Source organism: Leucobacter alluvii, assembly GCF_039530485.1.
GTDB lineage: Bacteria > Actinomycetota > Actinomycetes > Actinomycetales > Microbacteriaceae > Leucobacter > Leucobacter alluvii.
In genome coordinates this window covers 593,708-607,929 of record NZ_BAAAOP010000005.1, presented here as the reverse complement: position 1 = coordinate 607,929, position 14,222 = coordinate 593,708, and the positions used below count along the sequence as shown (strand labels likewise).

The following is a 14,222-nucleotide window of genomic DNA, read 5'->3' as shown; positions in this document are numbered from 1 at the left end:
AAGGGATGCGCCGATGGACGAACTGCGCTTTGTGCGCCGAGATGACCGGTCGCTGATCGTCGCCAACGACGCTGGCGACGAGTTCCGCTTCGTCGTGGACGAGGCCGCGTTGAGCGAACTCCGCCACCTCGCGCGTCGGGAGCGCCAGCCGGGCAAAGTCGGGCCGCGCGAGATCCAATCGTTGATCCGCGCCGGGAAGACCCGCGCGCAGGTCGCCTCGGAGACCGGGCTCGACGATGCGGACATCGAGCGCTACGAGGAGCCGGTGCTCGCCGAGCGCCGATACATCCTGGAACGCGCTCACGCGGTTCCCGTTCGTACTGAGGCCAACGACGACGGAGATCAGCGGTTCGGGGCAGTCATAGCGGAGCGCCTCGCCGCTCTCGGTTCGGAGACCAGCGAGTGGTCGTCCTGGCGAGATGAGGAGCGCGGCTGGATGGTCAGCCTCGAATTCGCCTCCCATGATGTCGGGCACCGCGCGGTGTGGACGTTCGATCATCGCAAGAGCGTGCTGTCTCCGATCAACCCGGATGCGGTGAATCTCTCGAAGCAGGGCGACGTCGGCGAGCGACTGATTCCCAAGCTCCGCGCCGTGGACACGGCGGAGCGCTCCGGTCGATTCGACTCGGGCGCTTTCGACGCCGAAGGCCTGCCGAGCGATGGCGACGATGAGGGCCGGCCCGAAGACGAAGGAGCTCGGGAGACGAGTGACGAGGCGACGTCATCGCCCGCCGACCCGAACGTCGAATTCGCGCGGCGGCGGGAGATCGACCAGCGTGCGATCTCGTCGGATGCCGAGGCTCCCGCCGATCTCAGTCAGACCGCCGACCTGCTCGATGCACTGCGAAAGCGGCGCGGCGAGCGTGATCAGGGAAAACGCCAGGAAGCCGATCCCAGCCCCGAGCTGCAACCGCAGGAGCTCGATCTCGCGGCGCTCGGCAACTCGGAAGCCGACGGTGGGTCGGGATCTGGCGCCGCACCCGATCCCGCTCGCGGCGAGCGTGCGCATCCGACCCGCACCCCGGAGCCCGGGTCGGATGCGCCCCCGGCTCCCCGAAGCATCTGGAGCACCGCTGGCGTCTCCGGAACGCCGTCTCGAACGGTCACTCCGGCTCCCACTCCGCCCGAATCATCGGCGGAGGCGCCGGAGGCCGAGCGCACCACGAAAAAGGGTCGCGCCTCGATCCCGAGCTGGGATGACATCCTGTTCGGAACGCGCAGCGACGAAGACCCCGCGAACTGAGCGGCGGTCGCGCGGCCCTGCCGGTCGACCGCCGCCGCGCCCGGTTATGCTCGGCGCGCCGTAGCCTGTACGCTCGCTCCGAATGAGGAACCCGCGAGAGCTCCGCCGAGGGCCAGCGGCACTCCGCGCTCTTCGTCAGTGAACGAGCCGTGCTGGCCGACCATGGAGAGTACGCGGGCATCCTCGGTACTCGTGAAGTAGGCGACCTGCTTGCGGGCTGCGATCAGCACGTCACCGAGACGCGGGGCCACATCAGACCGCACGGGCCCGAAACTGCCGGCGGCGATCGCCTCTGCGCGTGTGCCGACCCACGCCCGGTTGCCCTCGGCTCGTTGCCACGCCGCTGCGACGGCGTCGGCGTCTCCGCCCTCGTGCAGGTAGAGGGATCGGAAGCGCGGCTCGCCCCCGATCGCCGCAACGCCTTCGAGCAGATCGGGATCCGCCTCGAGCATCACCTGCTGGTGCGGCGCGATGTCCACCATTCCATGGTCGGCGGTCAGAGCTACCCCGACCTGGCCAGGAATGCTGCGCAAGAATCCCTCGAGCGAGGCGTCGAACTGCTCGAGGCGCCGCCCCCACTGCTCGCTCTGCCAGCCGTGCTCGTGGCCGGCCTTGTCGAGTTCGTCGATGTACAGGTAGACGATCGCGGGGGCGTCTTCGCGAAGCACCCGCGACGCGATGGCGAACCTGTCCTCGATTCGCTGACCGCCGAGGTATTCGGCGCCCGTGAGAATGGCCTCCGTCAATCCTCCCGATGCATGAGCGGGTCGGCCGATCGCGACGGCACGCGCACCGATCGATGCGGCGTGCGTCAACAGCGGTGTGGCGTGCTGCCAGGAGGATCGCTCCTCGATGCCGTCCCAATCGCGGAGCGTCGTGACGAGACCGAGTTCCGGGTGCCGAATGCGGTACCCGATCAAGCCGTGGTCACCGGGAAGGCGCCCGGTGAGCAGCGTGGTGAGCGCCGCCCCCGTCGTCGACGGAGCCACCGTCTCGATCCGTTTGCGCGGGAGTCTGGCGAGGGCGGGAGCGTGGCCGGCGCGAGCCGAGAGGTTCGCACTGCCGAGACCGTCCACCACGATCATCACGAACGATCGGAGTGCGGGAAGCTGCTCGGAATCCGCATAGTGCAGCTGCGGCGGGAGTGGGGCCGCAAGGCCTCGCGCGACCGCGGCGAGGCCGCTTGGCAGAATCGCGGCAAGCCTCGCGCCGTTGTCGGCGGTCGTCGGTAGCATGAAATCCATTATGACCGACCCCCGCAGTACGTCCGCCGGCACACCGGACGCGTCCCACGAACTCGCCGGCGAGCGCATCGAAGATATCGACATCCTGCAAGAGATGGAAGGGTCGTTCCTCGAGTACGCCTATTCCGTCATCTACTCGCGGGCACTTCCCGACGCGCGCGATGGCTTGAAACCCGTGCAGCGACGCATTCTGTACATGATGCAAGACATGGGTTTGAGGCCGGAGAAGGGGCACGTCAAGTCCGCGCGCGTCGTCGGCGAGGTGATGGGAAAGCTGCACCCGCACGGCGACTCCTCGATCTACGACGCGCTCGTGAGGCTCGCCCAGGGGTTCGCCATGCGACTCCCGCTCGTCGACGGCCACGGCAACTTCGGGTCGCTCGACGACGGGCCTGCGGCCTCGCGGTACACCGAGGCGCGTCTTGCGGGAGCAGCGCTCGCGATGACGGAGTCGCTCGACGAGAACGTCGTCGACTTCGTACCGAACTACGACAGCCAGTTGCTGCAGCCCGAGGTGCTGCCCTCTGCGGTTCCCAACCTGCTCGTGAACGGAGCGAGTGGGATCGCGGTCGGAATGGCCACGAACCTCGCCCCGCACAACCTCATCGAGGTCGTCGACGGGGCCAAGCACCTGCTGCGACACCCCGATGCGACCGTCGATGAACTCATGGAGTACATCCCCGGCCCCGACCTGCCCGGCGGCGGCACCATCGTGGGTCTCGACGGCGTGAAAGACGCGTATCGCACGGGCCGCGGCGCGTTCCGCACGCGCGCGAAGGTGGCCGTCGAGCAGCTCGCTCCTCGACGCACCGGACTCGTGGTGACCGAACTCCCGTATCTCGTCGGTCCTGAGCGCGTCATCGAGAAGATCAAGCAGGGCGTTGAGGGCAAGAAGCTCTCGGGTATCTCAGACGTCGCGGACCTCACCGATCGCAAGAACGGGCTCCGGCTCGTCATCACGCTGAAGACCGGCTTCTCCCCCGAAGCAGTGCTCGAACAGCTGTTCCGGTACACCCCGCTGGAAGATTCGTTCAGCATCAACTCAGTCGCACTCGTCGAGGGGCAGCCGCAGACGCTCGGGCTTCGAGAGATGCTCCGAGTGTTCCTCGACCACCGCATCTCCGTCGTGACGCGTCGCTCCGAGTACCGGCTGATGAAGCGGCGCGAGCGCCTGCACCTGGTCGAAGGCATGCTCATCGCGATCCTCGACATCGATGAGGTCATTCAGCTCATCCGCACCAGCGATGACGCGGAATCTGCGCGATCGAGGCTGATGCAGGTCTTCGAGCTGTCCGAAGCGCAAGCCGAGTACATTCTCGAACTGCGGCTGCGCCGACTGACCAAATTCTCGCGTGTCGAGCTCGAGGCCGAACGCGATGAGTTGCAGGCTGAGATCGATCGCCTGCTCGCCATTCTGGGTGATCAGGATCGCCTGCGCGACGTCGTCGCCCAGGAGATGGACGAGGCAGCGGAAGCCTTCGGCACCCCGCGTCGCACAGTGCTCACGGGCGCGGTCCTTCGCCCGACCCGCACGGCGTCGACGGCGGCCTCGCTCGAGGTCGCCGATACCCCGTGCACGGTTCTCCTTTCCGTGACCGGCCGCGCGCTCCGGATCGACCGAGATCCCGATGCACCCAGCGCCATTCGCCCCGCGCCCCGGGCGACGAAGCACGGCGCCGTGCTCACCTCGCTCGAAGGCACCGTCCGCGGTGAGATGGGAGCCATTCTCTCCGACGGGACGCTGCACCGCTTCACCCCGGTGGATCTGCCGCTGGTTCCCGCGGCGAGCATCGCGTTCTCGGCCGGAGCGAAGCTCCTCGATTACATCGGCGTCACCGACAAGCACCTCACGGTGGTCGGGCTACTCCCCCTCGAATCGGATACGCCGGTCGGAATCTTCACCCGACAGGGCATCGTGAAGCGCGTGCTGCTGACGGACCTCCCGGCGAAACCGTCCTTCGAGGTCATCGGCGTGAAGTCGGGCGACGCCGTGGTCGCAGCGTTCGCCGCACCCGACGACACGGAGATCGCGGCCGTGTCGAGCGATGCGCAGTTGCTGCGCTTCCCGGCGACGGCCGTGCGTCCGCAGGGGCGCCCCGCCGCGGGCATGGCAGGGATGCGGCTCTCGCCCGAAGCGCGTGTCGTCTTCGCCGGGGCTGTGCCTGAGGGCGCTGAGGCGCGCGTCGTGACCGTCGCGGATAGCTCGATCACGCTTCCCGGCACTGACGTCGCCACGGCGAAGGTCTCGGATTGGGCTGAGTTTCCGGCCAAGGGCCGTGCGACGGGCGGAGTCAGGGCCCAGCGCTTCCTCAAATGGGAAGACCAGATCGCCTGCGCCTGGGTCGGCGCGGGCGAGCCGCGCGCGCTCGCCTCGGATGGCACGGCCCGGAAGCTTCCGACGGAGCTGGGCAAGCGCGATGGATCTGGCCAGCCCATCGACGGGTCCGCGGCGTACGTCGGAGTCGCTCCGTAGGGTGCGGAGGCGCCTCAGCGCTCGAAGGCGCAGTTCGTGCCCTTCCGCACACGCAGCGGAGCGCGAACTGCGCTTTCCGTGCTCTTAAGGGTCTGAGCAGAGCGCGAAAGGAGGTCTCGGCGCGATAGGGCGCCAGGGTTAGAGCGCTAGCGATAGAGCCCTAGGCATCGATGCGTTCCCGATCGAGATCGTCGGCGTTCTCGATAATGAACTCCTTGCGGGGAGCGACCTCGTTGCCCATCAGCAACTCGAAGATCTGAGATGCTGCATGCGCGTCTTCGACGCGCACTCGCCGGAGTGCCCGGTGCTCCCGATCCATGGTCGTCTCGGCGAGCTGATCCGCATCCATCTCACCGAGACCCTTGTACCGCTGAATCGGCTCCAGATACTTCTTGCCCCGCTTCTTGAGATCGGCGAGAAGCGTCGTCAGCTCTCGCTCGCTGTAGGTGTAGATCACATCATTCGGCTTGCGTCCGGCGTTCTGCACGATGACGCGGTGCAGAGGCGGCACGGCTGCGTACACCCGCCCCGCCTCGAGCATGGGGCGCATGTAGCGGAAGAACAAGGTCAGGAGGAGCGTTCGGATGTGCGCGCCGTCGACATCCGCGTCGCTCATGAGAATGACCTTGCCGTACCGAGCGGATTCCAGTTCGAAGTCTCGGCCCGACCCCGCGCCGATGACTTTGATGATGGCGCCGCACTCGGCGTTGCTCAGCATCTCCGCGACCGAGGCTTTCTGAACGTTGAGGATCTTGCCGCGAATCGGGAGGAGGGCCTGGAACTCGCTGTCACGGGCCGGGCGCGCCGTGCCCAGAGCGCTGTCGCCCTCCACGATGAAGAGTTCGGTCTCAGCGACGGTCTTCGACCGGCAGTCGATGAGTTTCGCCGGCAGCGAGGAGCTCTCGAGCGAACTCTTGCGACGCGCGGTGTCGCGCTGCGCCCGCAACGCAATCCTCGCCTTCATCTCAGAGACCATCTTCTCGAGCAATGCGCTCGTCTGGGTCTTATCGGGCTTCTTCGTCGATTCGTAGCGCGCGGTGAGTCCCTGCACGATCGCCTTCGAGACGATGGCGCGCACGGCCGCGGTGCCGAGCACCTCTTTCGTCTGCCCCTCGAACTGCGGCTCCGGAACGCGCACCGTCACGACCGCCGTGAGACCGGTGAGGATGTCGTCTTTGTCGGGCTTATCGCTGCCCGCCTTCAGCTTGCGCGCGTTGACCTCGATCTGCTTGCGGAAGAACCTGGTGAGTCCCTGCTCGAAGCCGGCCAGATGGGTGCCGCCCTTCGGCGTCGCGATGATGTTGACGAAACTCTGGATCTCCGTGTCGTACCCGGTTCCCCAGCGCAGCGCCACGTCGACTTCGCATTCCCGTTCGACCTCGCGCGAGACGAGGTGCCCGCTCTTCTCGTCCATCACCGGCACGGTCTCCGTGAACTTGCCGGTATCGGTGATGCGCCAGGTGTCGGTCAGCGGCGTATCGACGGCGAGGAAGTCCACGAACTCGGACAGACCGCCCTCGTACGCGAAGCGGTGCACGGGAGCATGCCCGTCCTTGTCCAGCGATTCCGCTCGCTCGTCCGTGATCTCGATGGCGAGGCCGGGCACCAGGAAGGCGGTCTGGCGCGCGCGGGCGACCAGTGACTCCGGCTCGAATCGCGCTGAGGACAGAAAGATCTGGGGATCGGCCCAATACCGGACGCGGGTTCCGGTGATGCCGCGCTTGACCTTGCCAGCGACCCGCAACTCCGACGACTCTTCGAACGGAGTGAACGGGCTGTCGGGCCCGTCGCCCGCGAATACGCCCGGTTCACCGTGGCGGAAGGACATCGCCCAGGTCTTGCCGTCGCGGTCCACTTCCACATCGAGCCGCGACGAGAGCGCGTTCACGACCGACGCGCCGACGCCGTGCAGGCCGCCGGAGGAGGCGTACCCTCCGCCGCCGAACTTGCCGCCCGCGTGCAACTTCGTGAACACGAGCTCGACTCCGCTCAACCCGCTCTTCGGCTCGATGTCGACCGGGACGCCACGGCCGTTGTCGGTGACGGTCACGCTGCCGTCGTCGTGGAGCGTGATCCCGATCTCATCGCCGTGCCCCGCGAGAGCCTCATCGACCGAGTTGTCGATGATCTCCCAGAGGCAATGCATGAGCCCGCGCGAATCGGTCGTGCCGATGTACATGCCGGGTCGCTTGCGGACCGCTTCGAGCCCTTCGAGTACCGTCAGGTGCCGCGCGGAATAGTTGGAATCTGCCACTGCTCAGATCTCCTCAGGTTGATGACGGCTCAACACTAGGGCACGCCGCCGACACTCAGTCGGAGGTGCCCCGGCGAGTGAGCGGGTGGACGAGTCGGATACGCGGTCAGCGAACCCGCGAGCACGAATGGGGGGATTCCGAGCAGAGCGTGCTTGGATGGTCACGAAGTGAATGAAGATGAAGAGGAGGTTGCCATGACGACACTCGAGCAGGAGCGCACCGATGAGGTCGAATCCGCGGATCGTCCCCTGAGCGCGCTGGATCGCTGTGACAGCTGCGGCGCGCAGGCATACGTCCGAGTGCTGCTGGGCGGGAGCGAGCTGCTGTTCTGCGCGCACCACGCCAACAAGCACGAGCCGAAGCTCCGCCCGATGGCGGAGGCCTGGCACGACGAGACCCACAAGCTCAACGCATAAGCTGCGTGATCGAGAAGGCCCCCGGTGATGTTCTCCATCACCGGGGGCCTTCTTCGTGCTCGCTCGCTCAGTCGAGGTAATCGCGCAGCTGCTGGCTCCGCGACGGGTGGCGCAGTTTCGCCATCGTCTTCGACTCGATCTGACGAATTCGCTCGCGAGTGACGCCGAAGGTGTCGCCGATCTGATCCAGCGTCTTCGGCATGCCGTCTCCCAGGCCGAAGCGCATGCGGATCACGCCCGCCTCGCGCTCCGACAACGAATCCAACAGCTGCTCGAGCTGCTGCTGCAGCATGGTGAAGCCCACCGCGTCAGCCGGCACGACGGCCTCGGTGTCTTCGATCAGGTCGCCGAACTCGCTGTCGCCGTCCTCGCCCAGCGGAGTGTGCAGGGAGATCGGCTCGCGCCCGTACTTCTGCACCTCGACGACCTTCTCAGGCGTCATGTCCAGCTCGCGGCTCAGCTCTTCCGGCGTGGGTTCGCGTCCCAGGTCCTGGAGCATCTGCCGCTGCACGCGGGCGAGTTTGTTGATGACTTCGACCATGTGGACCGGGATACGGATGGTGCGCGCCTGATCCGCCATCGCGCGGGTGATCGCCTGGCGGATCCACCACGTCGCGTACGTCGAGAACTTGAAGCCCTTGGTGTAGTCGAACTTCTCGACTGCACGGATAAGTCCGAGGTTGCCTTCCTGAATGAGGTCCAGGAACTGCATACCGCGACCGGTGTACCGCTTCGCGAGGGAGACCACGAGACGCAGGTTCGCGCCGAGCAGGTGGCTCTTCGCGCGCTGCCCGTCGCGGGCGACCCACTTGAGCTCGCGTTCGAGCTTCTTCGGGAGGCCCTTCTCCGTCGAGAGCTTCTCCTCCGCGAACAGCCCTGCCTCGATGCGCATGGCCAGCTCGACTTCTTCGGCTGCGTTGAGCAACGCGACCTTGCCGATCTGCTTGAGGTAGTCCTTGACGGGGTCGGCGGTCGCGCCGGGAATCGCCGTCGTGATCGTGGGAACGTCTTCTTCGTCCCGAGCCTTGAGCACGATGGCGCCCGTCGGCAGCGGTTCGGTTACGGCCGGAGCGGGCTTTTCCTCTTCGGCGGACTCGGCCTCTTCATCGACGTCGGGAGCGTCGAGGTCGATCTCATCGGCCTCGCTCTTCTTGGTCGCGCGCTTCGTCTTCGTCGCGGCCGGCTTCTTCGCCGCAGCTGGCTTCTTCGCCGCCGTGGTCTTCTTCGCCGCCGCCTTCTTGCGCGGAGCCGCCGCGGTTTCGGTCACTTCACCGACCTCCTCGGTCTCGACAGCCTTCTTCTTCGCATCCGCAGTGGACGCTCGAGTTGTGGTCGTGGTTGCAGTTGCCACGCAGCCGCCTCTCTCATCTCAGATTTCGGCCTGTGCCGCCGACGAAAACCGTCAGCGAGTGCTCACAGCATGAAAACCCATGTCAAGCCCGGCGTATTCCCGCGGAACGGAAATTGCGACCGGATTGCATGGGCAGCATCTCAATTATTGCACGTCCACCACGAAGTTCTTGTCACGCGCGTCGCAAAGTGATATTTACCCGCATTCACATCACTTCACGGGCGCGTCGTCGTCCCCGCCACGGCGCCGATGCTCGGCGAGATAGCGTTCGAGCTCACTCGCCAGCTGATCGGCAGTCGGGATCGAGCCGTCCTCCGAGACCAGAGGCGAGCGCGGGCTCTGATCCTCCATGTACGCGTCGTAGCGCTGCTCGAGCGTGCGCACCATCTCCGTCGACTCGTCGTTCTCAGCGATCTGGGTGTCCACCTGCGCGTTGAACTGACGGGCGAGGCGCCGCACGTCGTCCGTGGGAAGTATCAGACCGGTCGCCGCCATGATGCCGTCGAGCGCGGCGAAGAGCGCGTCAGGGTACTCAGTATTGGCGAGGTAGTGCGGGATGAGGAGGGCGAAGCCCGCCACCTCCTCCCCGAGGCTTTGCAACCGGTACTCGAGCACGTGGGACGCGGAAGCGGAGAGCTTCGTCGTGGGCTTCCACACGGAGCGCGCCTCGATGAGGTCGTCTCGCGAACCGCTCACCGTCGTCGAGATCGGCCGGGTGTGCGGCACCGGCATCGGGATCGCGTGCGACCACACCGTGATGGACACCTCGAACTCGTGCACGAGCAGCAGCACGGTGTCGATGAACTGCTCCCACCTGAAGTCGGGCTCGTACCCGCTGAGCAGCAGGAAGGGTGCCCCGAGTTCGTCGTGCAGCAGGGAGAGCGTCAGCTCTTCGGGAGCGTAATCGACGAAGTGATCCTCGTCGAAGGTGATGATGGGCCGCCGAGCGCGGTAGTCGAGCAGCAGGTCGGCGTTGAATCGCACCAGTTCCTCAGGCCCGCACTGCTCCCAGAGGTACTCCTCGAGTTGCGCGATGGCACCGCCGGCGTCCGTGAGGCCCTGCATCGCAACGACGAGCGGAAGCCCGCGAGGAACCCGAGCGCGGCGCTCGGCGTAGTCAGCGGAAAAGATCGATTCGGTCACTGTTCCATCCTACGAACGCCGCGCGCTCTGCCGGCGGTTTCGGTCACGCCCGCAGCGAAACGACCCGCATGGCAGCACGCACTCACAGGTGTAGTCTGGACAAGGCGCGCCCGGCATCTCATGGGCGCCTTTCACATTGCGAGCTTTCCGAGGGAGACCCCACTTGGCCGATCAGCAGTTTGACATCGTAGTACTCGGCGGCGGCAGCGCCGGCTATGCGGCGGCGATCCGCGCGACGCAGCTGGGATACAGCGCCGCGGTCATCGAGAAAGACAAACTCGGCGGCACCTGCCTGCACCGCGGTTGCGTGCCGACGAAGGCGCTCCTGCACTCGGCAGAGATCGCGGATGCGGCCCGCGATGGCGAGGCGTACGGAGTCAAATCGAGCGTCGCCGGCATCGACATCGAGGGCGTCACGCGCTTCCGCGAGAAGCTCGTCGCCAGCAAGTACAAGGGCCTGCAGGGCCTGCTCAAGGCCAACAAGATCACCGTCATCGAGGGCGAAGGCAAGCTCGTCGCCGCCGATGCGGTCCAGGTCGGCTCGGATCGCATCGTCGGGAAGCACATCGTGCTGGCGACCGGCTCCTTCTCGCGATCGCTCCCCGGTCTCGACATCGAAGGCCGCGTCATCACCAGCGAGCAGGCGCTCGAGCTGCACGAGATTCCGAAGCGCGTAGCGATCCTCGGCGGTGGCGTGATCGGCGTCGAGTTCGCGAGCGTCTGGAAGTCGTTCGGCGCCGAGGTGACCATCATCGAGGGTCTGCCCCACCTCGTCCCGAACGAGGAAGAGTCGATCTCGAAGCAGCTGGAGCGCGCCTTCCGCAAACGCGGCATCGACTTCAAGCTCGGCGTGCGGTTCAAGTCGGTCTCGCAGGACGCCGACAGCGTCACGATCACGCTCGAAGACGGTGCGACGATCGATGCCGACTACCTTCTCGTCGCCGTGGGTCGAGGCCCGGTCACGCAGGGCCTCGGTTTCGAGGAGGTCGGAGTCGAGATGGATCGCGGTTTCGTGCTCGCCAACGAGCGACTGGAGACCAACGTTCCCAGCGTGTACGCGATCGGCGACATCGTGCCGGGCCTGCAGCTCGCGCATCGCAGCTACCAGCAGGGCATCTTCGTCGCCGAGCAGATCGCGGGGCTCAACCCCGTGACTGTGCTGGATGCGAACGTCCCGAAGATTACCTACTGCGATCCCGAGGTTGCGTCGGTCGGGCTCACCGAAGCCAAGGCGAAAGAGCAGTACGGGGAGGATCAGGTCACGACCTATGAGTACAACCTCGCCGGCAACGCGAAGAGCTCGATCCTCGGCACCGCCGGAAGCGTCAAGGCCGTGCGGGTCAACGACGGGCCAGTCGTGGGCGTCCACATGATCGGCGCACGCGTCGGTGAACTCGTCGGAGAAGCGCAGCTCATCGTGAACTGGGAGGCGTACCCGGAAGACGTGGCGCCGTTCGTCCACGCACACCCGACGCAGAACGAGACCATCGGCGAGACGATGCTGAAGCTCGCCGGCAAGCCGCTGCACGCAATCTGAGCGCGGCGAGAAGATTGATCAACGAACGGAGAAATGCACGATGAGTGAATCGGTGGTCCTCCCCGCACTGGGCGAGAGTGTGACCGAAGGGACGGTGACGCGCTGGCTCAAGAACGTCGGCGACTCCGTCGAGGTCGATGAGCCCTTGCTCGAGGTCTCGACCGACAAGGTCGACACCGAGATCCCCTCGCCTGTCGCCGGCGTCGTCGAAGAGATCCTGGTGCAGGAGGACGAGACCGCTGAGGTCGGTGCCGTGCTTGCGAAGATCGGCGACGGCAACGGCTCGGCGGAGGCGGCACCAGCAGAAGAGCCTGCAGCGCCCCAGGAAGCGGAGCAGGCTCCTCAGCCCGCTGCTGAATCGGCTCCCGCGTCTGAGTCGGCTTCGGAGCCGGTGTCGGCGCCCGCATCCGAAGCGGCGGGATCCGAATCGCCGTCCGGCGACTCGCAGAGCATCGTGCTTCCGTCACTCGGTGAGAGCATCACCGAGGGCACCGTCACGCGCTGGTTGAAGAGCGTGGGCGACTCCGTAGAGATCGATGAGCCCTTGCTCGAAGTGTCGACCGACAAGGTGGACACCGAGGTTCCTTCTCCCATCGCCGGCGTGCTGCAGGAGATTCTCGTGCAGGAGGACGAAACGGTCGAGGTCGGCGGAGAACTCGCTCGTGTGGGAAGCGGCGCAGCCGCTCCTGCCGCGGAGACCGCCCCCGCAGATGAGCAGCCTGCGGACGATTCCGCTGCGGAGCCGGCTGCCGAATCGGCATCCAGCGCTGAGGCTGAGACCAGCGCACCGTCGGAGTCGGCACCTTCCGAGGCGTCGCCTGCGCAGGCGGCTTCCTCGCCGGCTGAGACGCAGGGCACCGCCGGCTACGAGAAGCCGGCTCCGGCTGATGAGCAGGCCGGCGCAGCCACCGAGGCCCCGGCAGCACCGGCACCGGCAGCGGGAACCGCGTCAGGTTCGGCCGATTCGAACGCGGGGTACGTCACCCCGATCGTGCGCAAGCTCGCTCACGAGCGCGGCGTGGATCTGTCTTCGCTCAGCGGTTCGGGCGTCGGAGGCCGCATCCGCAAGGAGGACGTGCTGGCTGCCGCTGACCGCGCATCGTCCGCTCAGCCTGCCGCTGCAGCTGAGCCCGCGAGTGCAGCGCCTGCTCCCCAGGTCTCGGAGCTTCGCGGCACCTCGCAGAAGATGAGTCGCCTGCGCAAGGTCATCGCCGAACGCGCCGTCGCGTCGCTGCAGGGCACCGCCCAGTTGACGACGGTCGTCGAGGTGGATGTCACCCGCATCGCGAAGCTTCGCCAGGCGAAGAAGGACGAGTTCCTGGAGAAGACGGGCTCGAAGCTGTCCTTCCTGCCGTTCTTCGCTCTCGCGGCGGCGGAAGCACTGCAGACGTACCCGATCATCAACGCGACGGTCGATGGTGATTCCATCACCTACCCGTCGACGGAGAACATCAGCATCGCCGTCGACACCGAGCGCGGACTGCTCACCCCGGTGCTGCGCGATGCCGGCTCGAAGAATCTCAGTGAGATCTCGGGCGAGATCGCTGACCTCGCGGCGCGCACCCGAGACAACAAGCTGACCCCGGATGAACTCAGCGGTGGCACCTTCACGCTGACGAACACGGGATCGCGCGGCGCGCTCTTCGACACGCCGCTCGTCTTCCTCCCGCAGGTAGCCATCATGGGTACCGGTGCGGTCGTCAAGAAGCCCGTGGTCGTCTCCGGACCGGAGGGCGACTCGATCGCGATCCGCTCGACCGTGTACCTGGCCCTCTCGTACGATCACCGCATCGTCGACGGCGCAGACGCGGCGCGCTTCCTCACGCAGGTGCGCGAGCGCCTGGAGGGCGGCCAGTTCGAGGCGAACCTCGGCATCTAACCGTGCCGCCCCTGAGGGGTCGCGTCCGTCATTCCTGATGGTCGCGGCCCCTCCTTGGTGTTGCGGGGGCGCTCCTCGGCCGCCACGGGCTCGGTCACGCGGTTGTCAGCGGGCATCGCTCCCGCGGGCCCCGGACCTTCCACGGCCGGTCGCTTCACGGCCGGCGTGATGCGGCGCTCCACCGCTTCGCCGAGTAACTCGCGCGCGGTGTCGAGTCGCCAGCCCGCCCCGCGGGAGGCGAGGTCGATGATGGCCTCGTTCACCGCGTCGAGCAGCAGCTTCGCCGCGCCGACGGTGTCAGCTCGTTCGATCATGCGCGCGAGCTCGTGACGCGGAACGCCGATTGCAGCGCACCCCGCGTCATGGCCTCGCGCGCGGTGTCGGGCTTCGGCGCCGTCGGGCACCCCGCACCGGCCGACCGCCCGCCGACTGAGCCCCGCCTCGCTCCATTCGAGCAGCTCCCCCGCGAGTCGAGCCGCGGCGCCCGCTCGGCGAAACGCCTCCCCCGGTTTCGTGCGCACTGATGCACCCTCCTCTCCGCCCCGCCGAGCGAGGTCCGGCTCGTCGCGCGAGGTCTTCGCCATCAGTGTTCCGGCCCTGAGTGTGCCCGTTCGGCTGTGCGCTCCATTCTGTGAATAGACGCGCCGCCCGCCGCTTCGGGGTCCACTGTGAGCGAACGCG

Annotated in this window: 10 protein-coding genes; 5 read left to right on the top strand and 5 right to left on the bottom strand. The window is 66.8% G+C overall.

Annotation, left to right across the window (positions count from 1 at the left end; all coding sequences use genetic code 11):
* The first annotated feature begins 13 nt into the window (after positions 1 to 13).
* The gene (sepH, locus tag ABFX18_RS07350) at positions 14 to 1,243 is read left to right on the top strand and encodes a septation protein SepH (RefSeq protein WP_346057878.1); all 1,230 of its coding nucleotides are present in this window, start codon (positions 14 to 16) and stop codon (positions 1,241 to 1,243) included.
* 44 nt (positions 1,244 to 1,287) lie between these two features.
* Here sepH and ABFX18_RS07345 read toward each other — a convergent pair whose 3' ends face one another.
* Positions 1,288 to 2,478 carry an alkaline phosphatase family protein gene (locus ABFX18_RS07345; protein WP_346057877.1) on the bottom strand — a complete coding sequence of 397 codons (1,191 nt, stop codon included), beginning with the start codon at positions 2,476 to 2,478 and terminating at the stop codon, positions 1,288 to 1,290.
* A 10-nt stretch (positions 2,479 to 2,488) separates the two neighbouring features.
* Between ABFX18_RS07345 and ABFX18_RS07340 the strand changes: the two genes are divergently transcribed.
* Positions 2,489 to 4,960, top strand: a complete 2,472-nt coding sequence (locus ABFX18_RS07340) for a DNA gyrase/topoisomerase IV subunit A (protein ID WP_346057876.1) — start codon at positions 2,489 to 2,491, stop codon at positions 4,958 to 4,960.
* Between the two features lie 160 nt (positions 4,961 to 5,120).
* Here ABFX18_RS07340 and ABFX18_RS07335 read toward each other — a convergent pair whose 3' ends face one another.
* Positions 5,121 to 7,214: a DNA gyrase/topoisomerase IV subunit B gene (locus ABFX18_RS07335; RefSeq protein WP_211648350.1), complete on the bottom strand. Its 2,094-nt coding sequence runs from the start codon at positions 7,212 to 7,214 to the stop codon at positions 5,121 to 5,123.
* Between the two features lie 195 nt (positions 7,215 to 7,409).
* Between ABFX18_RS07335 and ABFX18_RS07330 the strand changes: the two genes are divergently transcribed.
* Positions 7,410 to 7,631 (top strand): DUF7455 domain-containing protein, encoded by a 222-nt coding sequence (locus tag ABFX18_RS07330; protein ID WP_090148810.1) that lies wholly within the window; start codon positions 7,410 to 7,412, stop codon positions 7,629 to 7,631.
* A 67-nt stretch (positions 7,632 to 7,698) separates the two neighbouring features.
* Here ABFX18_RS07330 and ABFX18_RS07325 read toward each other — a convergent pair whose 3' ends face one another.
* Together ABFX18_RS07325 and ABFX18_RS07320 are read right to left on the bottom strand one after the other, a co-directional pair.
* Entirely contained in the window at positions 7,699 to 8,982 is a 1,284-nt protein-coding gene (locus ABFX18_RS07325; RefSeq protein ID WP_090148806.1) for an RNA polymerase sigma factor, read from the bottom strand.
* Between the two features lie 210 nt (positions 8,983 to 9,192).
* On the bottom strand, positions 9,193 to 10,125 hold the full coding sequence (locus ABFX18_RS07320; RefSeq protein ID WP_346057875.1) for a proteasome assembly chaperone family protein: 933 nt from the start codon (positions 10,123 to 10,125) through the stop codon (positions 9,193 to 9,195).
* A gap of 163 nt (positions 10,126 to 10,288) precedes the next feature.
* Here ABFX18_RS07320 and lpdA point away from each other — a divergent pair, with 163 nt between their 5' ends.
* The gene (gene lpdA / locus ABFX18_RS07315; RefSeq protein ID WP_346057874.1) at positions 10,289 to 11,662 is read left to right on the top strand and encodes a dihydrolipoyl dehydrogenase; all 1,374 of its coding nucleotides are present in this window, start codon (positions 10,289 to 10,291) and stop codon (positions 11,660 to 11,662) included.
* A gap of 40 nt (positions 11,663 to 11,702) precedes the next feature.
* Positions 11,703 to 13,541 (top strand): 2-oxoglutarate dehydrogenase, E2 component, dihydrolipoamide succinyltransferase, encoded by a 1,839-nt coding sequence (gene sucB, locus ABFX18_RS07310; protein WP_346057873.1) that lies wholly within the window; start codon positions 11,703 to 11,705, stop codon positions 13,539 to 13,541.
* Here the strand turns inward: sucB and ABFX18_RS07305 are convergent.
* Entirely contained in the window at positions 13,538 to 14,125 is a 588-nt protein-coding gene (locus ABFX18_RS07305; RefSeq protein WP_090148792.1) for a hypothetical protein, read from the bottom strand. The genes sucB and ABFX18_RS07305 overlap by 4 nt on opposite strands.
* Positions 14,126 to 14,222 lie beyond the last annotated feature (97 nt).

Excerpts from the sequence above, each read along its gene's own strand:
- ABFX18_RS07330 (WP_090148810.1), top strand. The coding sequence starts at position 7,410 with ATGACGACACTCGAGCAGGAGCGCACCGATGAGGTCGAATCCGCGGAT.
- sucB (WP_346057873.1), top strand. The coding sequence starts at position 11,703 with ATGAGTGAATCGGTGGTCCTCCCCGCACTGGGCGAGAGTGTGACCGAA.
- ABFX18_RS07340 (WP_346057876.1), top strand. The coding sequence starts at position 2,489 with ATGACCGACCCCCGCAGTACGTCCGCCGGCACACCGGACGCGTCCCAC.
- ABFX18_RS07305 (WP_090148792.1), bottom strand. The coding sequence starts at position 14,125 with ATGGCGAAGACCTCGCGCGACGAGCCGGACCTCGCTCGGCGGGGCGGA.
- sepH (WP_346057878.1), top strand. The coding sequence starts at position 14 with ATGGACGAACTGCGCTTTGTGCGCCGAGATGACCGGTCGCTGATCGTC.
- ABFX18_RS07345 (WP_346057877.1), bottom strand. The coding sequence starts at position 2,478 with ATGCTACCGACGACCGCCGACAACGGCGCGAGGCTTGCCGCGATTCTG.